Raw genomic sequence first — 25,279 nt, 5'->3', positions numbered from 1 at the left:
TTCCTTCTTTAACTTAGCCAGCTCCTGGCGCAACCGTTTAAGCTCTGACTTTTCTTTCTCACTAATGGGCTTATCCGCCGGCTCTTTCGCCATGCTGATCCTTCTCGTAGGATGGGCAACAAATCTACCCTCCCGGTACTCTTGCCGCCAGCGATAAACCATTATCGGATGTAACCCTAAAGCATCCGCTATCTGTATTGTAGTAACACTAAGCTTTTCAGTTAAATCGATAACCTTTAATTTAAACTCAACGCTGTATTCCACAACCCGCTGGTCACAAAGTATTCTTGCCATTTTTTGCCTACCTCATCGTAATGATAGGCGTCTACTTTATTGGGGGAAGTATCGATTGACGTCGCAGCCAGCGCTTTTTGCTGGCGATAAAATTTTTTTGTTATGTGCAATTTAATACAAACACGTTGTTTTTTATAGCTTGACCATTAAACTCGAAGTCAAGTCTGCCAATATGTTGAAAGCCTAGCTGTTTATAAAATAGGTTTGATTTGTTCTCTACCCATGTGTAAAGCCAAATATTACTGCCGTATCTTTTTTGAAGCTCGGCAATTAGACTCCGACCAATTCCCTGTCCTTGGAACTTAGCATGGACATATAACTTTTCTACTTCATACGCTGTTAAATTGCCGTCATAACGTGAACTCAAATTCACCACAGCAAAACCTTGCAAAACTCCATCAATCTCGCAAACCAGCAACCTATGGTCTGGACAACGCAGCAGCGCTTCAAAATGTGACACGGTAAAGGTTGTTAGAGCATATCGAGAATATTCTGAACGGATACCTTCAACCGCGTAAGTCTCAAGCCATACTTGAATAGACAAGGCTGCTAGATTAAAGCAGTCGTCAACTTTTGCCTCTCTAATCATGGGGCTCCATCAGCACATAACGTCGCAATCACGCGCTCGTCGCGTGCATTGCTTTGATAATCATTGAGCCTTCTCCCCCCAGCCCAGCCAGATTGGCTAAGCTGGAAGGCGACCAAACCAAAAAGGAGAAGACCCAATGAAATTTTATACTACACAACATCCGTACTATTGTGGAATTGATTTGCATGCCCGCTCTTTGTACGTCTGCATTCTGAATGCTGCCGGTGACACCATCATACACCGTGAAATCAAAGCATTACCAGAACCTTTGCTCGATTTATTAGCACCTTACATCGGCAATATTGTTGTTGGTGTTGAATGCATGCACTGCTGGTACTGGGTCAGCGATTTTTGCGCTGAACACGGTATTGATTTTATTCTCGGCCATGCGCTGTATATGAAGGCTATTCATGGCGGCAAAGCCAAAAACGATCGCATTGATTCCTATAAAATCGCGCACCTGATCCGTGGTGGCAATTTTCCCATGGCCTATGTTTATCCACCTGCAATGCGCGCTGCCCGTGATTTACTGCGCCGTCGAACCCGTATTGTTCGCCATGGTGCGGATCTAAAAGCACACGTCAAAAACACTGTAAGCCAATACAACTTACCCCCCAATAATCTGGATCTGAAATACCCTTGCGCCCGCGAAGCGATGCGGGATTGTTTTGATGATCAGTTCGTGCAGCGCAATGTCGATCTGGATTTAAACATCATCGCGTTTTACCGCCATGAACTCAGTGCCATCGAATGGTTTATTGAAAAGCATGCCAAGCATCATAACGGTAGCGATTACCACATATTGACCAGCTTCCCCGGTATTGGCCGAATTCTGGCACTGACGATCCTCTATGAAGTCGGCGACATTGCTCGTTTTAATACGGTGCAGGACTTTGCTTCATACAGCCGCTTGATTAAATGCAAAGCCGAGTCAGCCGGTAAAACTTACGGTACTCAGGGCAATAAAATTGGCAATGCCCATTTGAAGTGGGCCTTCGGTGAAATTGCCGTGCTCTACCTGCGCGGTAACGACAAAGCAAAAGCTTACTTACTCAAACTACAAAAGCGCATGAGCAAAGCCAAGGCACTCTCTGCCTTGGCGCATAAAATTGGGCGCTGTGTCTATTACATGCTGAAGAATCAGAAGGTGTTCGATGAAAAACGTTTCTTAGCCAGTTAAGCCGCGGGACAAGGTGAGCTGAACGTCTAACTGGAACACCATGGCTGATGCTCAAATGAAGGCTGGGTAGCCCGTAGCAATAGCTGAACACCCGTCTTCTGGCACACTGCCGTAGCCAGAGCGCTTTGATTAGACACCTTGTCGCCGCGCATTACCCATCAGCAAGATGGTTTGCACCTGTGCTGAGCCTGAAACTAACTGGCTTTAAGCCCGACGCCTTGAATAGTGCCAGCAACAGGTTAACCGATGAATGTCTGGTGCCCCTGCTGTCAGCAAGGATGCTGAAATCAGCAGGCGCTCATTGAGCATGAGATAAGAGAGCCCCGATATGTGTTTGTTGCAGGCTATCGCCTGGCAACCATGATGACAGATGAAGCAGTCTATCTTGCTGATGGAAAAACAGACTGGCCGCTAACGCGGCCAGAAGAGCGGTTTTACCTATTGACTCCGAGAAGGCTCATATGTGTTAAATTCATTATTCCAGAAGACCATCACTTACTGCCGATTCGATTTTTCCCCTCATGATCTCCCACAACCTGTCGCTGCCCTTCCCTATCCTGCTATTCACGGCTAGTATCTTTTCCAAAGGAATATCGTGTTCACGCCAACTATGCCCACCGCCATGAAGGTTGTGTAGCAAAGGAGGAAGCCGATCGATAGCTCTAGCGTAAACGGCATCAGCTGTCATTCCTTCTTCAAATTCGTCCCAGAGGCTCTTGTATTGCTCCGCCTGCCTCTCAGGAAGCATACTGAAAAGCCGTTTGACTCCGGCTTCTTCCTTCTCCTTTACGCCAGCCGAGTTACTAGCATAAACAATGGTATCTCCAGCGTCGATTTCCCCCAGATCGTGAATCAAAAGCATTTTAATCACGCGATCAATATCAATTGGATCGTTCGCGTGATCTTTTAGCATTAACGCGGCAAGACAAACATGCCAGCTGTGTTCTCCTGAGTTTTCGTATCGGTCAAGCCCAACCGGACGGGTTTTACGAAGCACCGACTTCAGTTTTTCAGCTTCAACGAGAAATCCCAATATTTTTTCAATACTTTCCAAGGCTTGCTCCTGTCTACCATTTAACATTATATTCATGCGCCAGCTCGAAAACTCATTTCCACATATTCGAAACATGACTTGGTAAATTATTGTTTAGCCTTGCTTTGTGAAAACAAGTTCCGACTGTGGTGCCTACAAAACGAGCTGGCTTGTTTTGTCGGGATGTGATTCTTATTTTGTCGATTTTTACCTAACTAAGCCACTAAACTAAAAGACTTTTTAATAGATAGCAAGTTGCAATGTGTGCAAAATAAGCGGCTTTTTTACCCAGATGTAAGAGAAATTAAGATTTGGCACCCGGTGCATGGCGGGTTATGTTTCGTTATCTGGTAACGCGAGCCGCCTTTCACTTCGCCAGACTCGAATGAGCACAACCTCTTGAGCCTGCCTGAGGTAGACAACCCGAAATGGCGCATGTATCAATTCACGCATAAGATCCAGGTTGAATTCAGGAACAACCCGGCCAGCATCAGGGGGGAGTTGAAGCATTTGACTGTGCTCTAGAATAGCAGTCACGAAATCATCACCGATATGTGGCACATCCTGCTCTTTGTAATACCTCTGAATAGCCTGTAAATCTTCAAGAGCGGACTGTGCGATGCGTAATTGCATTTACTTGATGCCCAAGGCTTTCTTGGCATCTTCCAACGATACAGTGTTGCCCTCGCGAACATCCATAAGCCCGTGCGCTACCGCCTTTACAAACCGCAACTCCTCTGCGGTTCTCTCATAATCCTCCAGCCCCTGCACAACGGCTATGCCGCGTCCACGACTAGTAATCAGGATTGGGCGATGCGTGTCCTGCGCACGGCCAACCACCTTGCCAGGATTGATTTTAAGGTCTGACAGAGGAATAACATCTTCGGAAGACTTGACGTACATAGCGATGACCTAGCCAATAATTTAGCACCATCAATAGCACCAGTTAACAAGTACAGTCAAGAGCTCTAACCGTGATAAATCCAGACCGCTTAGTGACTCTGTTAATGTACCTAACCATGCGACAAAGGCTGGCTTTAGCCTAACGTGGGGGCCAGACTGATACAGGAATCCCGCTCAATTACTTTCGGTTCAAACACCAACTGCACATCCAGTTTGTCTTGCTGATAAATGTGTTTGAGCACCCAGCGGGCGGCCATTTGCCCCATAGCAGCGATTGGGTAATCGATGGTGCTGAGTTTCGGGTAGGTGTAGTGACTGAGCATAACGTTATCGTAGCCGACGATCGACAAGTCCCCGGGGATATCTAAACCGCACTCGCGGGCTTCGGTCATCGCACCTGAGGCCATCTCGTCATTGCCGCAGATCAAGCCGGTAAAGTGCAGCCCTTGTTGCAGAAACTGGGCGACGCCATCGCTGCCCCCACTTTCATGGAAATCGCCTTCAAAAAACAATCGCTCATCCGGCTGAAGGCCGTACTCTTGCAAAGCGAGCTGGTGGCCGCGATACCGCTCTTTGGCATCGGTTTTCCATAAAGGGCCTGAGATATAGGCCAACTGGCGATGGCCTTTCTCCAACAACAAACGACTCGCCAGATATCCACCGAGCTTGTTGTTCAAACTGATGCATTGCGATTGAATGGCCGGGATTTGCCGGTTGATCAACACGATGGGTGTGTCACTTTGACTTAACTTGATCAAGTAGTCGTCGCTGACCGCTTCGACATGCAGAATTAACGCATCACAGCTTCGATTGATTAAAAACTCGATACCATCTTGTTCGGTACTCTCTTCACTGTGACCGGCCGCAATAATAACATGCTTACCAGCGGCTCTGAATTCAGCCTCAATGCTGCTGATCATGGCACCATAAAAAGGGCCGTACAATTCAGACACCAAAATACCGATGCTGTTGGAACGATTCGATGCCAATGACTGTGCGATGGAATTAGGGCGATAACCAAGTTCTTCCATCGCGGCCAAAACCTTTAATCGGGTGGCTTCACGCACCGGTGTGTTGTTGTTCATCACCCGCGACACGGTGGCTAACGAGACACCCGCTAATTTAGATACTTCATAAATGGTTGCCATGGCTAAGTGCGTTTATTCCTTTTAATCAATCCAAGCGGCTTGTTAAAATCAAGTAGATTGTATCGTCAGGCAGCTAATGATACCAGATTAGCATGTGTCATCGCTTAGCGACCAGTCGCCTCTGCACGCTCCGCCAGTTCATTGGCAATCGACTGCACCCGGCTTTGTGTCAGGATATAACGGCTCATCACTATCGCCACCAACACGGAACCTATTGCCGGGTACAGTGTGAAAGACAACAAAATACCCTGCTTCGCCTCAGCCGTTTGCTCAACAGCAGGTTGATACTGATAAAAAGCCAGCAGCCAACCAGCTAAAGCACCGCCCAACGCAAGCCCCAGCTTAATAAAGAAAATAATCGATGAATACACCAAACCGGTAATGCGCACACCGGTTTTCCAGTGTCCATAATCAACGGTATCAGCCATTTTTGCCCACAGCATCGGCGTTGCCATTTGCAAGAAAAAGCCCCAGAAAAAATACAACACACAGGCCAGCAACCATTGCTCAGGGCCAATAAAGAAGCTGACTGCGCAGATAGCCGCGGCGATGCACTGTAGCGCAATGTAAGCATGAACCTTATCCAATCGATTGCTGACAAACTGAGCGCAGGCGCAACCGAGAATGTTGCCAATCATACCGATAGTGACAAACCAGGTAATAAGGTCCTCTTGCATCAGGTAGTACTTCACGTAATAAATTGCCAAGGTAGTTCGCAATACCATGCCTGTCAGCAGGAACAAAGCCGCCAGACAAAGAATACGCCATGGCTCATTAAGCCAGAGCTGTCGGAGGCTACTACCAAAGCTTATACGCTGATCAACCGGCGTACTGATGCGCTCTTTGGTTCCTAAGAAACACAGAAAAAACAGCACCATGCCCAGCACACTCATGGCTGCAATGGTCAACTGATAGCCCTTGGCTTGATCGCCCTGACCAAAAAAACTGACCAATGGAATGGTCAAAGCGGTTACCAGCAAGCCGCCTAACATGCCAAATACAAAGCGATAGGATTGCACCGACACCCGCTCGGCCGGGTTGGCCGTTAGCACCCCGCCTAAAGCTGAGTACGGGATATTAATAGCGGTGTAAGCCAGCATCAAAAAGGTATAGCTGATAAAGGCATAAATCACTTTGCCTTGCTCTGATAAATCCGGGGTAGTGAAAGCCAACACGCTGAAAAAAGCAAAAGGAATGGCGAGCCACAACAGATAGGGTCGGTACTGACCATAACGAGTTTGTGTTTTATCGGCCAGCACACCCATCAGCGGATCAGTCACTGCATCGATGATACGTACCACTAAAAACATGGTGCCGACCACGGCCGGTGAAATGCCAAAAATATCAGTATAAAAAAAAGTGAGGAACAGCATCACCGTCTGGAACACGATGTTACTGGCGGTATCTCCCAAACCATAGGCTATTTTTTCTTTTTTGCTCAACCTGCCTGAAGTTGACATCGTGTTCGCTGGCATCGCTACCTCAGCTGCTCGGGTTTAATGCATGGGCTTTTTTCTGCGCAAACAAGTGCTGCAGAGCCAAACCACTGGTTTTCAAGGTACGTTGCTGCGTCTGATAATCGACATAGACAATACCAAATCGTTTTAGATAGCCTTCTGCCCACTCAAAGTTATCCATCAGGCTCCAGGCAAAGTAGCCACCGATCTGCACACCTTGCTCAATCGCAGCGTGAACCGCCAATAGATGCTGTTCAAAGTAAGCCACTCGACGGGGATCGTCCACCTGTCCGTGCAGACACTCATCCGGCATCGCTGCGCCATTCTCAGTAATATACACCGGAGGTAAGCGATACCGCTGATGCAGACTCAGCAGTATTTCCGTTAAGCCTTGGGGATAAATTTCCCAGCCCATCTCAGTCAGTGGCGGTACGGTTGGTTTGACATCCCGAAACCAGCCCTGCGGCGTCGCGGCAAACACCGTACGGGTGTAATAGTTAATGCCCAGATAATCCAGCGGCTGAGCAATGAGCGCCATGTCTCCTTCTTCAATCACCGGTCGTTCAGCGTCAGGCAGCTGCTGCAATAAATCGGGGTAACGTCCGTCCAGTAAAGGTTGAATATACCATTGATTATGATAGCAATCTGCCATTTGCGCAGCCTTTTTATCGGCTTCCGTATCGGAGGCTGCATAGCAAGGGCTGACGTTTACGACGATACCATTTAAAGCCGTTGGGCAGTTTTGTTGCAGCACCTGCATGGCAGCGCCATGCGCCAGTAATAAATGGTGAGCCACCTGACGGCCCGCTTGTCTGTCTTGCACACCGGGCGCATGAATACCCGCTTCATAGCCAAGATAGGCACTGCAAAAGGGTTCGTTTAACGTGGCATAGGAGTACACCCGATCCCCAAACGCCTTACTGACTTTATCGGCATAATCACGAAACTTATCGACTATGCTTCGGTTTAACCAGCCACCTTGTTGTTGTAGGTAGCATGGCAGGTCCCAGTGATACAGTGTGACAAACGCTTTGATGCCTTTCGCATTTAGCGCATCCAATAAGCCACCATAAAAGTCCATTCCTGCCTGATTGACACTGCCATCTGCATTGATCACCCGCCCCCAAGCCACTGAAAATCGATAAGCATCAACATTCAGGCTGGCTATCAATTCAATATCGTCTTGCCAACGATTCATGTGGTCACATGCCACCAGCCCATTGGAGCCATCCTTAATGCGGCCCGGCTGTTCACAAAACTCATCCCAAATACAAGGTAAACGACTTTCAGCGCCCCCTTCGATTTGAAAAGCAGCGGTGGCGACACCAAAAATAAATTCATTATCAAGCAGTTGTGACGTCTTTGGTACGTTAATTTTCATAGTTATTCAGTCTTTGTTGTCTGCTGAAACGGCTAAAATTTGAATAAAAGCATTGCCATCAGTCTGAGTTATGCTATAAATGAAAGCGCTTACATTTATACTAGTATGCAGCGAGTAAGGCGTCAAATAGTTTCATCAATGAGTCATAAGCTCGCGGCCACTAACTACAATAACGATACAGGGGGGATCCTATGGCGACAGCACCTATTGCACCAGTCCAAGACGTGGCTCAGCCAGCAAAGCCGGGAAATTACCGGTTTGCGCTGACATCACTTACATCATTATTCTTCATTTGGGGCTTTATTACCTGCCTGAATGACATTCTAATCCCCTACCTGCAGATGCTGTTTGAGCTCAGCTACACCCAAGCCATGCTGATCCAGTTTTGCTTTTTTGGCGCTTACTTTGTGGTCTCTATCCCTGCAGGGATGCTGGTCAGCCGTATTGGTTATCAATCGGGTATCGTCACGGGGCTACTGATTGCTGGTGCTGGCTGTTTGCTGTTTTACCCGGCGGCTGCCATGCATGTGTACGGTATGTTCTTATTTGCGCTATTTGTGTTGGCCTCTGGCATTACGATTTTACAAGTTGCCGCTAACCCCTATGTTAGTGTGCTTGGCAAACCTGAAACGGCATCATCCCGCCTGACCATGACGCAAGCGTTTAACTCTTTAGGCACTACGGTTGCACCATTTTTTGGCGCTTGGTTGATATTCTCTGGCATGGAGGCGCCAGCGCCTGGCGAAGTCACCGAATCAACCGTACAACTACCCTATTTAATTCTTGCCGCCAGTCTGGTGCTGCTCGCCATTATTTTTGCGTGGATTAAATTGCCTAAGCTTGGCAAGAAAGATCAAAGCATCCCAACACAGCTGCAAGGTTCCGCCTGGCAACATCGTCATCTGGTACTGGGTGCGGTAGGTATTTTTGTCTATGTTGGCGCTGAAGTTGGCATTGGCAGCTTTTTAGTCAGCTACTTATCGATGGCACACATTGGTGGTATGCCAGAAGCCGAAGCAGCTCATTACATTGCCTGGTATTTTGGTGGCGCTATGCTGGGTCGCTTTATTGGCGCTGCAGCCATGCAGAAAGTCGATGCAGGCAAGGCATTGGCTTTTAATGCCATCTGCGCAGTGTTGCTGATTGCATTGACTATCCTGTCTGAAGGTAAACTGGCCATGTGGTCGTTGCTTTTGGTTGGTTTGTGTAATTCTATTATGTTCCCTACCATTTTTAGTCTGGCTATTCATGGCTTAAAACATCTCACCGGGCAAGGCTCTGGCATTTTATGTCTGGCTATCGTTGGTGGTGCATTAATACCGCTGATGCAAGGCGTGCTGGCCGATAACTTCGGTGTGCAGAATGCATTTATCCTGCCATTGCTGTGCTATGTCTACATTGCCTTTTATGGCCTGAAAGGCCATAAGCCAGCATCTCTGCCCAATAACGCACAGGTATAAGGAGCAACCATGATCGTTAAACACACCCAATTTTCTCACTCTTTATGGCGCTTGCCCTTAGCGGCAACAGCCAGCTTGATGATGATCGCTGGCTGTAGCCAATCGGACAGTCATACGGCCACAACGAGTCAGAATGATCCGACCATTTGGCCCGTGCTCAATAACCCGGTGCAGGCGGATCCTGCCATGGAGCAAGCGATTGATGAATTGCTGGCCAAAATGACGCTGGAGCAAAAGATTGCCCAGATGATTCAACCAGAGATCCGTGATATCACCGTGGAAGACATGCGCACCTATGGCTTTGGTTCTTATCTCAATGGTGGCGGCGCTTTCCCAAACGATGATAAATACGCCACACCCGCTGATTGGATTGCCTTAGCCGAGTCGATGTATCAGGCGTCGATGGATGACTCTATCAACGGTATTAGCATTCCAACCATGTGGGGAACCGATGCGGTACATGGCCATAACAATGTGATTGGCGCCACTATTTTTCCACACAACATCGGACTTGGCGCCGCCAATAACCCAGATTTGATTGAACGCATCGCCGAAGTCACAGCCCGCGAAGTAATGGCGACTGGCATCGACTGGGTATTTGCACCAACAGTAGCCGTGGCGCGCGATCCACGTTGGGGCCGCACCTACGAAAGCTATTCAGAAGACCCAGAAATTGTGCGTGAATACGCCGCAGCCATTGTCACTGGTTTGCAAGGGGCTGCGGATGCTGATTTCCTGAGTGACCGTCGTGTTATCAGTACAGTTAAGCACTTTGTCGGCGATGGCGGCACCACCGACGGTATTGATCAAGGCGATGCCCAGGTATCCGAGCAAGAACTGTTTGATATCCATGCCCAAGGCTATGTTGGCGGATTAAACGCTGGGGCGCAGACGGTGATGGCGACCTTTAACAGCTGGAATGGCAAGAAGATCCATGGTGATCATTATCTGATGACCGAAGTACTCAAAGAGCGGATGGGCTTTGATGGTTTTATCGTGGGTGATTGGAATGGTCACGGCCAGATCCCGGGTTGTACCAATGCCGATTGTCCACAAGCGGCCTTAGCCGGTTTGGATATCTACATGGTACCGACCGATGCCTGGAAACCACTGTATTACAATCTTATAGAGCAGGTTCAGAGCGGCGTGATCCCTGAAAGCCGTATTGATGATGCCGTGCGTCGTATTTTGCGTGTGAAAAAAAGAGCGGGTTTATTTGACAAACCAAGCCCTGCTAATCGCCCGTTAGCAGGTCGCCTCGAACTGATTGGTGCTGCTGAACACAGAGAAGTTGCCCGTGAAGCCGTTCGCCAATCCTTAGTATTATTAAAAAACAACGATCAATTGTTACCGCTGGATCCAACGCAGCATCTTTTAGTCACAGGCCCTGGTGCCGATAATATCGGTCAGCAATCCGGTGGCTGGACCATCAGTTGGCAAGGCACTGGCAATACCAATGATGACTTTCCGGGTGGAACCTCAATCTACGGTGGTATTGCGCGCCAAGTTGCTGCCGCTGGAGGCAGTGTGGAGCTGAGCGAAGATGGCAGCTACCAACAACGGCCTGATGTTGCCATCGTGGTCTTTGGCGAAGAACCTTATGCCGAAGGAAACGGTGATATTGATAATCTGGAGTACCAACGGGGCAATAAAACCGATTTAGCGCTGCTGCAACAACTGCAAGCCGAGGGCATTCCGGTTGTGTCCCTCTTCATTAGTGGCCGGCCGATGTGGGTCAATCCAGAGTTAAATGCCTCCGATGCCTTTGCTGCCATCTGGCTGCCAGGCAGCGAAGGTGAAGGCGTTGCTGATGTCATTCTTCGTGATGCGGATGGCACAATACAATACGATTTCCGGGGAAGTCTGACATTCTCGTGGCCTGCAACACCGCAACAAGCGGTGGTCAACCGGTTTGATCGTGACTACCAGCCGCTGCTGCCGTACGGTTTTGGCCTGCGCTATGGTGATACCAACGTGCTTGATGCGGAATTGCCAGTCGTCATGACACAAGATGAAACACTTAGCGATATGGTGGTGTTTGAACGAGCACCACGTAGCCCATGGCAGCTGTTCTTACACAGTGGCGAACAAAGTACAGCGGTGACCAGTAGCGTGCAAGAGCTACCGGGCTTAAGCAGCCGCACCTTCGATCGCTTAGTGCAAGAAGATGCCCGCCGCTTTGTGTTTGCTGGTGGTCAGATGGCTCGCTTTAGTTTCATCAGTGCCTTTCCACGCGATTTACGCGGTTACGGCGAAGCGAATAGCCGTTTGGTAGTCGAGCTAAAACGACAAGGTACAGTGCCGGATGAAGTGTGGCTGGGCATGCATTGCAATGACGCTTGCGAGGGCGCCGTGAATATTGCTCCTCAGTTGCAAGCTCAGGCCGATGAGGAATGGGTTCATTTAGACGTTCCTTTGCACTGTCTTCAGCAACAGGGCTCATCGCTGCAGCAAGTCTTTTCTGCCATGTATCTGGAAACAGAGGGCGCCCTGACTCTGAGTGTGGCCGATGTGCGGATCGTGGCTGGAGATCCGGCTGCTGGAAATGCAAGCTGCCAGTAAGGCAGCTTAGTTTTAAATTTTTCACCGGCGCTGCATTGACGATGTATAAAATTTGCACTACCCTCAATGTAAGCGCTTACATTTTGACTTGTGTCAATTTTGCTTATGACAGGTAAAGCAACAAAAAAACCAGGAACTCAAGTTATGACCACAACAACGATAAGATTGAAACAACTGTCAGCCGCACTCTTTGTGTGCGGTTTAGTCAGTTGTGGCGGGGACGTAAACACCAATTCCGATTTTACTGCAGTCGACCCAACCGCCCCAGTCAGTGACTGGGAGCTGGTTTGGAGCGATGAGTTTGAAGGCAACAGCATTGATAGCCGTAAATGGACCTTCGAGGTCGATTGTCGTGGCGGCGGTAATAATGAGCAACAATGTTACACCGACAGCTCAGAGAATGCTTTTGTATCCGATGGGACCTTAAAAATTGTCGCGTTGCCGGCAGAAGAAGGGGCAGCCAAGCCGTACACCTCCGCTCGCCTGAATACCAAGTATCAGGGTGACTGGACCTATGGCCGTATCGAAGTACGCGCCAAAATGCCTTCAGGCCAGGGCAGCTGGCCTGCCATTTGGATGCTGCCAACCGACAACGTCTATGGTGGCTGGCCTAAGTCTGGCGAGATAGATATTGTTGAAGCGGTCAATTTAAAAACCGTTGACAGCGAAGGCAACGTTGAAGCTCAGGTGCATGGTACCTTGCACTATGGCCGTGATTGGCCCAACAATGAAAGCTCTGGCAAGGCGTATACCTTACCGAATGATATGAACCCTGCAGATGACTTCCATACCTACGCCATTGAATGGCAGGAAGGAGAGATCCGCTGGTACGTCGACGACTACCTGTATCAAACCCAAATGGCATCTGAAGTTCGCACAAACAGCCGTGACGAAGTCATCGGTCTGCGCCACCGTGGCTGGTTTGCAGAGTACTTCAACCAAATCACCGGTGATCTTGAGATTCAATACAACAATGCACCTTTTGATCAGCGCTTTCACTTATTGCTGAATCTGGCTGTGGGTGGTAATTGGCCAGAAAATGTCAATAACCTGGGCATTGATGCGGAAGCCTTTGTTGATGGTCAGGTCTTCGAAATTGACTATGTTCGTGTGTATGAGTGTGCCTCCAACCCATTAACCGGTAAGGGCTGCGAAACCGTACGGGCAGGTTACAAAGATGCAGAAACGCTGGTTGAGGGCAAGGCCCCTATTCCTTCACCACCATCGACCGGTGTGCCACAAAACCTAACTATTTTCGCCGGTACGCCGAATCCAAACTGGCCAGCCTGGGATTGCTGTGGTGGCTCCACTCCGCAACTGGTTGAGGATGCAGACCGTGGTAATGTCTATGAGTTTGTCGTCGGCCCAGCCCCTACAGTGAATGGCTTTGTCAGTCGTTCAGAGTTTATTGATGATCCTGAAGGTAGTGCTTCGCCTTTTGATGCCTCTCCGATTATCGACAATGGCAGCATTAGTTTTGATTTAAAGATAGTTTCTGCACCAAGAAACCCGGATTCAACCTGGTTGTTTAAGGTGGAAAGTAACGAAGGATCGACTGAAGTTGAATTGCCGTTGGCCGAGGGCATGAATGGTGAAGCACCGACCATTGGCGTATGGCAAACCTACACCTTCCCTCTGCAGATGCTGGCTGATGCCGGGCTCGATCTGTCTGCCATTGATGTCATCATGATCTTCCCTGCCTGGGATACAGGCGATGGTGCTGTTTACCTGATGGATCAAGTTCAAATTGCAGATCCAGAGCAAAGCTTCCCTGAGCTGGTGATCTTCGATAACGCACAAAACTTAGATTGGCCGATGTGGGATTGCTGTGGTGGCTCCGTGCCCATTGAAGTGATGGATGATGAACAAGGTATTGTTGCTGAATTTGCAATCGGTGCAGAACCGACCGTAATGGGCTTTAACAACCGCTCACCTTTGGGTAGTGGGGTGCCTTTTGATGCCAGCGCCTTGCTAAGTGAAGGGGTGGTACAGTTTGATTTAAAAGTGGTTGATGCACCAGCCAACCCCGATTCAACCTGGCTATTTAAAATTGAAGCGGATAATGCCTCATCAGATGCAGAGCTGCCTCTGAGTGCTGGTAACGCTGGTCAAGATCCAGTCACTGGACAATGGCAGACCTATACCTTTAGCCTGCAAAGCTTATCGGATGCTGGTTTGGATATCAGTGCCATCGACGTACTGATGGTGTTTCCAGCCTGGGATACTGGCAACGGTGCTGTTTATCGAATGAACAATGTTCGTATTTACAACCCAAATGCCGGAGATAGCTCCAACCTTATCCTGTTCAGCAACGACGTGAATGCCGACTGGACGATATGGGACTGCTGTGGCGGCTCTACGCCAACCGTTGAAATGGACGACGACAAAGGCCCGGCCGCACAGTTTGTGATTGGCAGCCAACCCACCGTTATGGGCTTTTTAGCCAATGAAGATGTGTCCTTTGATGCGACCGCCATACTCTCGAATGGTGCTGTTAGCTTCGACATGAAAATCGTCGATATGCCGAACAACCCGGATGCGGCCTGGCTGTTTAAAATCGAATCTGTCGAGGCATCGACCGAGGTCGAGCTGCCACTGGCAGCTGGTGGGGATGCTCCTGTTGCTGGTGAATGGCAACACTATAGCTTCTCTTTGCAAAGCTTATTTGATGCAGGCCTCGATATCAGCGCCATCAATGTAATCATGGTATTTCCAGCCTGGGGCGACGGTGAAGGTGCCGTATACCGCATGGCAAACGTCGAAATTTCCAATAACTAGAATACTACGACAAGAGTAGGATGATTATGAAATCACAAGTTTTTTCAAAAAGCCGGATCGCAGCCGCAGTCTCTGTTGTGCTGTCAACCGCCATCTTTCAGCCGGTGTTGGCTGATGACGATGATGCCACTACTCAGGCCGATGCTATTGAGATCATTGAGGTTCGTGGTATTCGCGGCAGTTTAGCCCGCTCGATGGACTTTAAACGCGAAAGCTCAGGGGTTGTGGATGCTATTTCTGCTGAAGAAATGGGTAAATTCCCAGATACCAACCTGGCTGAATCGTTGCAACGTATCTCCGGCGTCTCTGTCAGCCGGGCCAATGGAGAAGGCAGCCAGATCACGGTGCGGGGTTTTGGCCCGGAGTTTAACCTGATTACCTTGAACGGCCGTCAAATGCCTGGTACTGGTTTCACCCGTTCTTACAATTTGGAAAACCTGTCAGCAGAAGGTGTGAGTGCGCTGGAGGTCTACAAAACAGCGCGCGCTGAAAACCCCAGTGGCGGTTTAGGGGCTACCGTCAACATCGTGACCGCCAAACCGCTGGCACGACCCGGCCAGCAATTTGCCATCATGGGTAAGGCATTGCACGACAGCTCCAATGAAAAGGGTGATAACATCACCCCTGAGTTCTCAGCGATTTACAGCAATACCTTCTTTGAAGATCGCTTCGGCGCAGCCTTTACATTTTCGCATCACCGGCGCGATTTCCAGCGTCAGCAAGCCAACATTCAAGGTTGGCAGGCCAATGTACCACTGCCTGAGCTGGCTGACGGTCTGGCTATCGACCCCCGCCCGCTTGATGCTGACGGCAACCGCATCGGCAACCATTTCTTCCCGAAGGATATGAACTACAGTATTGAAGATTTGCAACGCGAGCGCACTAACGGTCAGCTGACGTTGCAGTATGCGCCAACCGATACTCTGACACTGACCTTAGACTACACCGCTAGCCGGGCAATAACTGGCTTAGAGGTCTTGGGTTGGGGGATCTGGAATGAGTTTGGTGGCAACATCAATGCCTATGAGTTGGATGAGCGTGGCACGGCGATTTTTGCTGATATTGGCGGTAACGATGGTTCATTTACAGCCAGTAAAAATACCACGGAAGTGAAAGCACGCTCTATTGGTTTTAATGCTGACTGGTTTATCCACGACGATTTTCGTTTAGCGCTGGATTATCACGACTCCAACAACAAAACCGATAATGGTGCCGATAAAGGCAGTGGCAACTCAGGTCAGGTGATTCTTGGTTCCGATAAGTTGATCACCAAAACATATGACTATCGCAGCGGTGATATTCCGCAGATGGGTATCTTGTGGCGCAATGGCACCAACGTATTGCAACCTGGCGAAATAGATTCTAACTTCGGTCAATTTATTCACTCGCCAGGCGATTCCGAAATCAAGCAATTGCAGTTGGATGGTACCTGGTACAACTCGCGCTTTAACCTGCCACTAAACGACATCAAGGGTGGTATAGCACGTACCGAACAAAACTTTGGCGGCTGGGAAGCATGGAGTGGTTTGCGAGGAGGCCCGGGGTTTAACCCTAGCTTCGTTGAAATATTCCCTGACAGCATGTTTACCAAAAGAAGCACCAATAACTTCCTGGATCAATTTCAGGGTGGTGGTGCCGATATGCTGACCAATTACTACTATACCTTTGATTTTGATGAAGCAGTAGCTCGACAGACGGCCTTTCTGACAGCTGATGTGATGGGCGATGATGTATTTGTGCCAGATGCCTATTTAAATGGCATTACCAGCCAGAGTACGGTTCGGGAAGTGACCAACAGTGTCTATCTGCAATCAGCCTGGGAATTTGAAATTGGCTCCTACCCGGTGCAATTAAATGCAGGCTTACGCTATGAAGAAACGGATGTCACCAGTACCGTGCGTCAACGGGTCGAGCGCCAAGTCAACTGGGAAAGTGCGTCTGAGTGGATCATGCAATACGAACAAGGCGAAGACACTTTCTTAACCTTGACCGGAAAGCACGATGTGCTGCTGCCTATGTTTGATGTTCGGGTCGAGCTGACTGATGATCTGATTAGCCGTTTCTCATGGGGTAAGACCATTTCCAGAGCTCCACTGGGTGCTCTTGCCGGTGGCCGAAGCTTGAGTGGTAGCCCGCGGCCAGGTGCCCGCAGTGGAGGTCAGGGCAATACCAACCTGCAATCCTTTGAGTCGACAAACTTAGATCTGTCACTGGAATACTATTACGCAGAAGGAAGCTACGCTGCCATTGGTTACTTCCGTAAAAGTGTGGATAACTTCATTCAAACCACCATCACCGACATTACCATTGATGGCCTGCATGATATTCTGAATGGTCCACGTTATCTGCAAGCGGTCGCCGACATTGAAGGCCGTGGCGAGCAAGCAACCAGCACAGCGATTTTTGAGCAAATGCTAGCCAATGGGCACGGCAATGCCGATGGCCGAATTGAGCCGACCGCGCAAGATCCATTAATTGTCTGGAGTATCAGCCAGCCACAAAATACCGATAGCAAGTCGGTCGATGGTATTGAGGTTGCCTGGCAGCATTTGCTGGGAGATAGCGGTTTTGGCTTTGGTGCCAACGCTACGTTCGTCAATGGCGACGTAGAGTTTGATACCGAGAGCCTGCAGCAGCAAGCACCCCTGACCGGGTTAAGTGATTCGGCCAACCTGCAAGCCTTTTATGAGAAGGACGGTTTGTCGGTGAAGCTAACCTATGCATGGCGTGATAGCTATCTGATCGGCGTAGGTCAAGCTCAAGGCTCATCGGATGCACCGCCGCAGTTCGCCAGAGCCTATACCCAGTGGGATTTAAGCGTCAATTACGATCTGACCGACAATTTCACGGTATTCTTTGAAGGCATTAACCTGCTGAATGAAACCGAACAAGGCTATGGCCGTTATGAAGAGCAGTTCCTGTTTGCTCGTCAGTTTGGTCCTCGTTATGCCATCGGTGCTCGCTACCGTTTCTAATGCAAAAGGCGAAGTTCTTATAGCAAAAATGCCCGCAGCAGCGGGCATTTTTTATGGCGACTCGTTTGAAATGCATCGCTTATGACAATGCATCGCTTATAACAAAGAGGGGTTAATCGTCATCCTCTTCGTCCAGTTCAGCACCATTCTCGTCTTCAAAATAAGTGCCCCAACCGTCGTATTCAATGCCATGTGAAGCAGCTAGCTTCTCTAAACGCAGTGCGTCGGCCACAATAGCATCTGCATCCAATGATTGTTCACGAATGGCATCAAACACCCAAGCCATGCTGTCATCATCCAGCTCAATTTCTTCAGCATCGGTCACTTCAAAGCCTAGTTTGAACACTTCAACCGCCAGTTTTTCCAGCTTATTAAAATCAGCATGGTAAAAGTGATGCTCAATGGTGTACAACGCATCCGGATCGCTACCGTCTTCCAGCAAAGCCGCGATGGTTTCTTCTGTAAATTCTTGCCACTCGCTATTATCTATTGATTTCATTTGATATTCACCTAAAATTCACAAGGACACAACCAATATGCACACAAATATGCACACATATAGAGAGTTAGCCGCTTTAAACTGCTTAGATTTTAGCCTTATTAAATTACATATACCTAAATTTTTAAAGTTGCATTCTTGCCACCGCAATACCTCTATTGATTTACCTTGAAAATGCACCAGTTTCGCTCGTGCAATTCCCTTGCTGCATTGGTATTCATTTTGCTGGTTTATAAAGGACTGGTTACTAATGAGCTTTTTGTATTCAATAAATACTAATTGCTCTTAAAAGCTTCTCGTTTAACTCTAGTGCCTCCTTATCGGATTTATACCCAGTAAAACACTCTTCGAGTGAAAGGTGAAAATGCCACCCTAACTTACTCAAGAGATCTGTCTCCGCAAACTGAAATGCCTCTTTGAGTGACCCTTTGATACATAACAACAGCAAGCCAAATACAGAGTTTTGGTCTGAGTTCGAAAGCTCCTCTTGAAAGTCTTTTGCGGCAGCTAGGCCGAAATGTTTTAAAATATCATCAATAAAACTTAATGCTTCTTCAAACGTTACGGACTCACTATTAGAGTGCTTTACTTGAAACCGCGTAATTGAGTCTTGTATTTTATTTCTAATCACTGAAATTTTTGACTTGAATTCAGCACAGTCCATTTCAAAGTAATTCCTTTCAGGAGTGTTCTTTGGAAACAGTATTCTGTATAAATTCGCTTTGTAAGCAACATACACCATGCGAACTATTTGGTCACTAGGCTTATAATTTTCTGTAATAAAATCATAAAAATGCTTCCTGTGTTCGTAAAAACGATTAAAGTTCATACCAGAGTTTGATAACTCATTCGAAAGCTTACGCTGTGCAGACCCGTGGAACCTTCCCACCATCACCCCGACTGGAATCGCTAACGATGCAACAAAAATTGGGTAGGTTGCATCTTTCATTATTTGTTCGTAATCCAAAGATAAAGGAGCACACCAACACCAGAGCGGAAGACTTAAGATCAGAGCTAAAAAAACAAAAAAAATCACAGGTACCCAGAAGATAGCGTGTTGATGCAAGCCAAGTTGAGGATCTATTACCCAAGCACGGTGTTCAAACTTTTTCATTAAAATTCACCCGAACTAGCTAATTCATTAAAGCAAACCAAGATAAACCAATCCATTGATTTAAAAGACTTACAACAAAAATACAATCAATGAAATGCTTCAGAAACGCTACTTTTAAGCTGGAGAGTTGTACAGTACCTTAGCAATCAGGCAAACGCTAACAAATTGATTGTGGCTTAAGCTTAATTCATAGGAATCTTTAAATGAGTATAATGAATCTTACAGAACGTTTCATCTGCACTGAGCAAGCACAAACTTTTTGACATCATTGTCTCTAAAGGTAATCGCATGGATACTCCGTCATTCAGCAACTCTTCAGCTTTCCGGCATGTTATGAGGATCGCAAGTAGGTAGGTATTATTTATATTAAATATTATAAATATTGGATTATACGGTAGCTAATCTTTCTAAGTTCATTCTTTTTTAGGAATACTTTGGCCAGTGTAGTCGCTGACTAGCTCGGTATCAAGCTCGGCGAAATCTCCAGCACTCATTAATTGATATGCATCTTAGAAAATGACTAATTCCATATCTGTTCCAGCGCTGAATCACACCTAAGGATTTCTGGTTTCAGCTTTATTTAATCGAGTTTATATATATAATGTGTATATACAAATAGGGTAAGGATTGTCAGGTGGCTATTCTAATCTCAGCAAAAGTTAAAAAGAAACTCCATGAAAAGCATAGTATTACTGTTGATGAGGTTCACGAAGCAATATCAGGCAGACTAGCTGGTTTTTTAGAAGATATTCGGGAAGAGCATAAAAGTGATCCACCGACATACTGGTTCATTGGAAGTACAGACTTTGGCAAACTCCTTAAAGTAGTTTGCATATTCAAAGATGAAAACATCATTATTCGAACAGCTTACCGAGCAAATCGTAAAGAATTAGATATATACAATAAGCTTGCCTGAAGTAGTGGCAACAGGAGATTACAAATGAAACAACCTATCTATGACGAGTCATTAGATGTCAAGTGGGATGACGGCACCTACGGAGTTAGCGAAGAACATGCAAAGCGTGCAGATTTAGACAATGAGTTTATGGCTGAATTTGAAAAGTCTGCAGCAATGACTCTCATATCCATACGACTACAAGATGACCTGATAAACGATTTAAAAGAGATAGCTGCAATACATGGCCTTGGATATCAACCAATGATAAGGCAGCTCCTCAAGCGTTTCGTAAAAGCCGAGCGAAAAGTCTTAGCTGCAAGGAATAGTGCCATGAACATTCAAGTGGACACAAACTCTGCGTTATCAGACGATGGCAACAAGAAAACGGTCACCGCTTAAAGCAATGACATCATTTAATACTGAAGTTGCCAGACTCATTCTGGCCACTTGAAAACTCATGTACGTTAGAGTCTAGAACACTGAACTCTATCTCTTAATTCCGCGCAGTGAGACTTTGGGCAGTGTAGTCGCTGGCTAACTCGGTATCAAGCTCGGCGAGCTTTTCCTGCATTTGTTCACGTACTTGTCTTGCCAATGGCCGGATCGGCGTACGTTCGCTAAGCTCTACCGGTGCCATCATTTCAATGATCACCTTGCCGTTGCGCCAACGGTTAAGACGAATATGTTGAGTCGAGCTCATGCACACCGGTACCACCGGAACCTTAGCTTGCTGGGCAATATGAAAGGCGCCGGTTTTAAAGGGCAGCAAGCCACGACCATAGCTGCGGGTGCCTTCAGGGAACATCCATACCGACAATTGTTCCCGCTGGATCCGTTCAACTGCGCCCTGCATGGTTCCGACGGCACGGCTACGGTTGTCTCTGTCCAACAAGATATTGCCACTAAGCCAATACAACTGGCCAAAAAACGGGATCAGCCGCAAGCTTTTTTTACCAATGGTCACCGTGCGTTGCAACAGCGCATTGGGCAGCAAAAATAAATCGTAATTGTTTTGATGATTGGCGGCAAAAACACAAGGTTGGGCCGAGGGAACATCCGGGTGTCGCCGTACTTCAACTTCAACCCCAAAGATACGACCACACCACGCATACCAGCGGCCAAACAACACCACATTATCGGCATGAAAAGGCCGAAATAAACAAATAACCAGACCAACCAGCGTGCTGGTGATCACAAATATCGCCATCAGCAGTAACCGAACCACAGCTAACACATTTTACCCCTGCAGAGCCTAAAGAGACTCAGTATACCCCGAGGCTTACTCAGGGCTGGTTTGATCACTCTCTACGCTGCCTGTTAACACCTCAATGGCATCAATCCGTTGCAAGCCCCGAGGCAGTTTGTTACCACGACGACCACGCTCACCTCGATAATGCTCAATGTCTGCAGCTTTCAAGCTAAGTTTGCGTTTACCTGCCGTTAGCACCACTCCACCATCAGCTGGTATCACGGTCATGAGCTTGACATACTCTTCACGACTGGCCGCACGTGCCGATGGAATGGACATCAACTTATTGCCCTTCCCTTTGCTCAATTGCGGTAGATCCTGCACCGGGAACACCAACATCCGGCCTTCAGTTGATATAGTTACCACTAAGTCGCTATCAGCCTGACGCACTGGCACCGGCGTCAACACCTGGCTACCTGTTGGCAACGACAACAAGGCCTTGCCCGATTTGTTGCGTGTTAGCATGTCATCAAAGCGACCGACGAAGCCATAACCAGCATCGGAGGCAAACAACAGCAACTGATCGTCTTTGGCCATAAAGACCTGCTCAAAACTTTCTCCTGCGACCAGATTAAAACGCCCTGATAAGGGCTCCCCTTGTCCACGGGCAGAAGGTAATTCGTGCGCTTCGACGGAGAAACTGCGACCCGAACTATCCAGAAAAGCAGCATGCTGATTGCTTTTGCCACTGGCGGCTGATTTAAAGCTGTCACCCGCCTTGTAACTCAGGCTGGTGCCGTCGACATCATGGCCTTTGGCACAACGGACCCAGCCTTTTTGCGACAGCACTACCGTGACTGGCTCACTAGGTAACAGTTCTTTTTCCGATAAGGCTTTGGCTTCGCTACGCGCCACAATAGGACTACGGCGATCATCGCCATATTTTTCAGCTGCTTCCAGAATCTCAGTCCGGATCAACTTGGTCAGCTTCGCTTTGGAGCCCAAAATACCCTGCAACTTATCACGCTCTTTCGCCAGCTCATCTTGCTCGCCACGGATTTTCATTTCTTCGAGCTTGGCTAAGTGCCGTAACTTTAATTCCAGTACGGCTTCGGCCTGGCGATCACTCAAAGCAAAGCGTTCCATCAGCACCGGCTTGGGCTTATCGTGCTCACGAATAATAGCGATGACTTCATCAATATTGAGGAAGGCTATCAATAAGCCTTCCAGTACATGCAGGCGATCCAGTACCTTATCTAATCGATACTGCAAACGACGACGCACCACATCACGGCGAAATACCAGCCAGTCGGCCAAAATAGATTTTAAATCCCGTACACCCGGGCGATTGTCCAGCCCCAGCATATTCAGGTTAACCCGATAGCTTTTTTCCAGATCAGTGGTAGCAAAAAGATGCTGCATCAGTTGTTCAATATCCACCCGATTGGATCGCGGCACCACGACGATCCGGGTTGGGTTCTCATGATCTGACTCATCGCGTAAATCCGTCACCATCGGCAGCTTCTTCGCCTGCATTTGCGCCGCAATTTGCTCCAAAACTTTGGAACCAGACGTTTGGTGCGGCAATGCGGTGATCACCACATCACCCTCTTCCATCAAGTAGCGCGCCCGCATCCGAATGCTGCCACGGCCAGTCTGATAAATGCTGCTGATGTCTTCTCTGGCGGTAATAATCTCCGCATCGGTCGGGTAATCCGGCCCCTGAATATGCTGCATTAAATCACTGATGCTGCTATCAGGCTGATCCAGTAGCAAGGCACAAGCATTGGCGACTTCGCGCACATTGTGCGGAGGAATATCGGTGGCCATACCGACGGCAATACCGGTAATGCCATTCAGCAAAATATGCGGCAAACGCGCAGGCAACACCTTGGGTTCTTCCATGGTGCCATCGAAGTTGGGGATCCAGTCCGCGGTACCGGAGCCAAGCTCAGACAACAACACTTCACTAAAACGGGCCAGCTTCGCTTCGGTATAACGCATGGCGGCGAAGGATTTAGGATCATCCGGCGCCCCCCAGTTGCCTTGGCCATCGACCAGCGGGTATCGGTACGAAAATGGCTGTGCCATTAAGACCATGGCTTCGTAACAAGCAGAATCGCCATGCGGATGAAACTTACCCAATACGTCACCCACGGTACGGGCTGACTTTTTGTATTTGGCAATATGGCTTAAACCCAGCTCAGACATGGCATAGACAATACGCCGCTGCACGGGCTTCAAACCATCACCTATGTGCGGTAAAGCCCGATCCATGATGACGTACATGGAATAATTCAGATAGGCATCTTCCGTAAAGCGTCGCAGAGACAGCTGCTCTACACCGTCAGCTGAAATGATGGTGTCGGTCATAACGACTTGGTATCCTCTTGGTTGGTCGAAGGCATCGGCTGGGTGCGCCGGCGGCGCTGCCATTGCCACAATAGCAAGGTCATGAGCACCAGCGTAGTACTGGCAAATAAAGCAGTCCAGAGCCACTGGAGCTGACGTTTCCGCTCAACCTCTTGCAGCCGAAGCGCTTGCAGCTCGTTGTCTTTAAGCAGCAAAGTCCGCTCGGCCTGTTCTCGCTCTCGTTCAAAATTGAGCTGCAAGCTGGTAATGGCCAATTCATTGTCCTGCGTAAATCGATCCTGGAAGTTGTAAAAAAACAATTCCAGTGTTTCATATGCCTGTTCAAATTGTCCTTGCTTGGCATAGAGGTGTGCTTGCATAAATTGAATATTTAAATGGATCGAGTCACGTTCTGAATCTTCGATATTCTCCAACTGCTGACGCGCCAAAATTAGCTGCTGCAAAGCCAGAGTGTTTTGCTGCAAACCATTATAAATACGAGCTTTCTCATATAAATGAACAGCATGCGTCATTGGTGCCTGCATCAAATGCAAATACTCTTCTGCTTTGTTGATGTAATTAAGAGCGGTATTGGCGCGGCCGGCTTCGTGGCTGGTAATGGCCAAGCCAAGATAGCCATAATACAAGTTCATCTGATCATTGTACTGCTGACTCACCTCTAGCATTCGCTGATAAGTACTGAATGCCTGGTCGTATTGCTCGATGTAACCATAGGTCCTTGCCAGGTTGTACAGCACCGCAATTTTGCTTTTTCGCCATTTCATTGCTTTGTAGATGGCGTAGGCAGTATCCAGAAATTGCAACGCTTCCTCTTCAAAGCCAAGCGTGGCATACAACAATCCTAACTCCGCATTAATTTCAGCGACTACCTCTTCATCTGCCAGCTCTTTACTTTGCTGATAGACCTCTTTGAGTAAAGCTAACGCCTCTTGATAATGCTCCTGAGCCGATAAAATGGCCGCTTGATTGATCTGCCCCATCAAAAGTAAAGATTGCTTTTCTAACTGAGTCGCCAGCTCAGTGCCTTGTTGATAATACTGCTGAGCCAATAGCAAGTTACCTTGCATTTCCGTCGCAAAGCCAAGGTTATAGAGTAGCTCTATCCGTAGAGCATCGGCGCCATCATCCATCGCTAACCCTTTACGCGCATAGCTGGATTGCTCAGCATGCTGACCCATCATGCCATACAAAGTAGAGAACTGCTGATGGGCACTGCGCTGAACATGCAGCGGTAACTGCGGAATTTCATCCTCATGCTGCAACAAGAGTTGTAACATGGCTTCTGGTTGTTGCCTGTGCTGTTCTATCACTTGTTGCAACCATAGTGGAGCACCTAAAGGCACATCCTGACTGGCATTGAGTGATAAACTCAGTAGACCCACCCAGATCAACAGTAAAAGCTGTCGTATGGCTTTCATCGCAACCCTAGCTGAAAGTTAACATCGT

Annotated in this window: 20 protein-coding genes; 7 read left to right on the top strand and 13 right to left on the bottom strand. The window is 48.1% G+C overall.

The annotated features are described in order from the left end of the window. Both Q3O60_RS08375 and Q3O60_RS08370 read right to left on the bottom strand, forming a co-directional pair. A partial coding sequence (locus Q3O60_RS08375) for a transposase (protein WP_305893464.1) occupies positions 1 to 294 on the bottom strand: 294 nt, incomplete at its 3' end. A 100-nt stretch (positions 295 to 394) separates the two neighbouring features. After that, positions 395 to 883, bottom strand: a complete 489-nt coding sequence (locus Q3O60_RS08370; protein WP_305893463.1) for a GNAT family N-acetyltransferase — start codon at positions 881 to 883, stop codon at positions 395 to 397. A 136-nt stretch (positions 884 to 1,019) separates the two neighbouring features. Here Q3O60_RS08370 and Q3O60_RS08365 point away from each other — a divergent pair, with 136 nt between their 5' ends. Continuing rightward, on the top strand, positions 1,020 to 2,063 hold the full coding sequence (locus tag Q3O60_RS08365; protein ID WP_305893462.1) for an IS110 family RNA-guided transposase: 1,044 nt from the start codon (positions 1,020 to 1,022) through the stop codon (positions 2,061 to 2,063). Positions 2,064 to 2,538: 475 nt separating this feature from the next. Here the strand turns inward: Q3O60_RS08365 and Q3O60_RS08360 are convergent, their stop codons facing one another. From Q3O60_RS08360 to Q3O60_RS08335, 6 genes are all read right to left on the bottom strand, one after another. Next, positions 2,539 to 3,117, bottom strand: a complete 579-nt coding sequence (locus Q3O60_RS08360) for an HD domain-containing protein (RefSeq protein WP_305893461.1) — start codon at positions 3,115 to 3,117, stop codon at positions 2,539 to 2,541. Between the two features lie 312 nt (positions 3,118 to 3,429). Continuing rightward, a complete protein-coding gene (locus Q3O60_RS08355) occupies positions 3,430 to 3,729 on the bottom strand; it encodes a type II toxin-antitoxin system RelE/ParE family toxin (protein WP_305893460.1) in 300 nt (99 codons plus the stop codon). Next, positions 3,730 to 3,999, bottom strand: coding sequence for a type II toxin-antitoxin system Phd/YefM family antitoxin (locus tag Q3O60_RS08350; protein WP_305893459.1), 270 nt, complete (start codon positions 3,997 to 3,999; stop codon positions 3,730 to 3,732). A gap of 134 nt (positions 4,000 to 4,133) precedes the next feature. Further along, complete coding sequence (locus Q3O60_RS08345) at positions 4,134 to 5,147, bottom strand: LacI family DNA-binding transcriptional regulator (RefSeq protein WP_305893458.1); 1,014 nt, start codon at positions 5,145 to 5,147, stop codon at positions 4,134 to 4,136. Positions 5,148 to 5,251: 104 nt separating this feature from the next. Further along, positions 5,252 to 6,622, bottom strand: a complete 1,371-nt coding sequence (locus Q3O60_RS08340) for a glycoside-pentoside-hexuronide (GPH):cation symporter (RefSeq protein ID WP_305893457.1) — start codon at positions 6,620 to 6,622, stop codon at positions 5,252 to 5,254. A 7-nt stretch (positions 6,623 to 6,629) separates the two neighbouring features. After that, positions 6,630 to 7,985, bottom strand: coding sequence for a GH1 family beta-glucosidase (locus Q3O60_RS08335; protein ID WP_305893456.1), 1,356 nt, complete (start codon positions 7,983 to 7,985; stop codon positions 6,630 to 6,632). Positions 7,986 to 8,176: 191 nt separating this feature from the next. Between Q3O60_RS08335 and Q3O60_RS08330 the strand changes: the two genes are divergently transcribed. From Q3O60_RS08330 to Q3O60_RS08315, 4 genes are all read left to right on the top strand, one after another. Then, on the top strand, positions 8,177 to 9,445 hold the full coding sequence (locus Q3O60_RS08330) for a sugar MFS transporter (protein WP_305893455.1): 1,269 nt from the start codon (positions 8,177 to 8,179) through the stop codon (positions 9,443 to 9,445). Positions 9,446 to 9,454: 9 nt separating this feature from the next. Beyond that, positions 9,455 to 12,007, top strand: a complete 2,553-nt coding sequence (locus tag Q3O60_RS08325) for a glycoside hydrolase family 3 protein (protein WP_305893454.1) — start codon at positions 9,455 to 9,457, stop codon at positions 12,005 to 12,007. A gap of 144 nt (positions 12,008 to 12,151) precedes the next feature. Continuing rightward, a complete protein-coding gene (locus Q3O60_RS08320) occupies positions 12,152 to 14,785 on the top strand; it encodes a glycoside hydrolase family 16 protein (RefSeq protein WP_305893453.1) in 2,634 nt (877 codons plus the stop codon). A 26-nt stretch (positions 14,786 to 14,811) separates the two neighbouring features. After that, positions 14,812 to 17,760, top strand: coding sequence for a TonB-dependent receptor (locus Q3O60_RS08315; protein WP_305893452.1), 2,949 nt, complete (start codon positions 14,812 to 14,814; stop codon positions 17,758 to 17,760). Between the two features lie 112 nt (positions 17,761 to 17,872). Here Q3O60_RS08315 and rraB read toward each other — a convergent pair whose 3' ends face one another. Then, positions 17,873 to 18,259, bottom strand: coding sequence for a ribonuclease E inhibitor RraB (rraB, locus tag Q3O60_RS08310; protein WP_305893451.1), 387 nt, complete (start codon positions 18,257 to 18,259; stop codon positions 17,873 to 17,875). Positions 18,260 to 18,524: 265 nt separating this feature from the next. After that, positions 18,525 to 19,373 carry a hypothetical protein gene (locus Q3O60_RS08305; RefSeq protein WP_305893450.1) on the bottom strand — a complete coding sequence of 283 codons (849 nt, stop codon included), beginning with the start codon at positions 19,371 to 19,373 and terminating at the stop codon, positions 18,525 to 18,527. A 634-nt stretch (positions 19,374 to 20,007) separates the two neighbouring features. Between Q3O60_RS08305 and Q3O60_RS08300 the strand changes: the two genes are divergently transcribed. Both Q3O60_RS08300 and Q3O60_RS08295 read left to right on the top strand, forming a co-directional pair. Beyond that, a complete protein-coding gene (locus tag Q3O60_RS08300; protein WP_305893449.1) occupies positions 20,008 to 20,289 on the top strand; it encodes a BrnT family toxin in 282 nt (93 codons plus the stop codon). Between the two features lie 24 nt (positions 20,290 to 20,313). Then, a complete protein-coding gene (locus tag Q3O60_RS08295) occupies positions 20,314 to 20,670 on the top strand; it encodes a hypothetical protein (RefSeq protein ID WP_305893448.1) in 357 nt (118 codons plus the stop codon). A 94-nt stretch (positions 20,671 to 20,764) separates the two neighbouring features. Here Q3O60_RS08295 and Q3O60_RS08290 read toward each other — a convergent pair whose 3' ends face one another. The 3 genes from Q3O60_RS08290 to Q3O60_RS08280 are packed head-to-tail and all read right to left on the bottom strand — an operon-like array spanning position 20,765 to position 25,251. Continuing rightward, entirely contained in the window at positions 20,765 to 21,505 is a 741-nt protein-coding gene (locus tag Q3O60_RS08290) for a 1-acylglycerol-3-phosphate O-acyltransferase (protein ID WP_305893447.1), read from the bottom strand. A 45-nt stretch (positions 21,506 to 21,550) separates the two neighbouring features. After that, positions 21,551 to 23,833: a DNA topoisomerase IV subunit A gene (gene parC, locus Q3O60_RS08285; protein WP_305893446.1), complete on the bottom strand. Its 2,283-nt coding sequence runs from the start codon at positions 23,831 to 23,833 to the stop codon at positions 21,551 to 21,553. Beyond that, positions 23,830 to 25,251, bottom strand: a complete 1,422-nt coding sequence (locus Q3O60_RS08280; protein WP_305893445.1) for a tetratricopeptide repeat protein — start codon at positions 25,249 to 25,251, stop codon at positions 23,830 to 23,832. Before Q3O60_RS08280 ends, parC begins: the two co-directional genes overlap by 4 nt. Positions 25,252 to 25,279: the final 28 nt, after the last annotated feature.

Source organism: Alkalimonas collagenimarina (assembly GCF_030717845.1).
In the GTDB taxonomy this organism is placed as follows: domain Bacteria; phylum Pseudomonadota; class Gammaproteobacteria; order Enterobacterales; family Alteromonadaceae; genus Alkalimonas; species Alkalimonas collagenimarina.
Note: the sequence above shows the minus strand (reverse complement) of the source record. Positions and strands in the feature narration are given on the sequence as shown.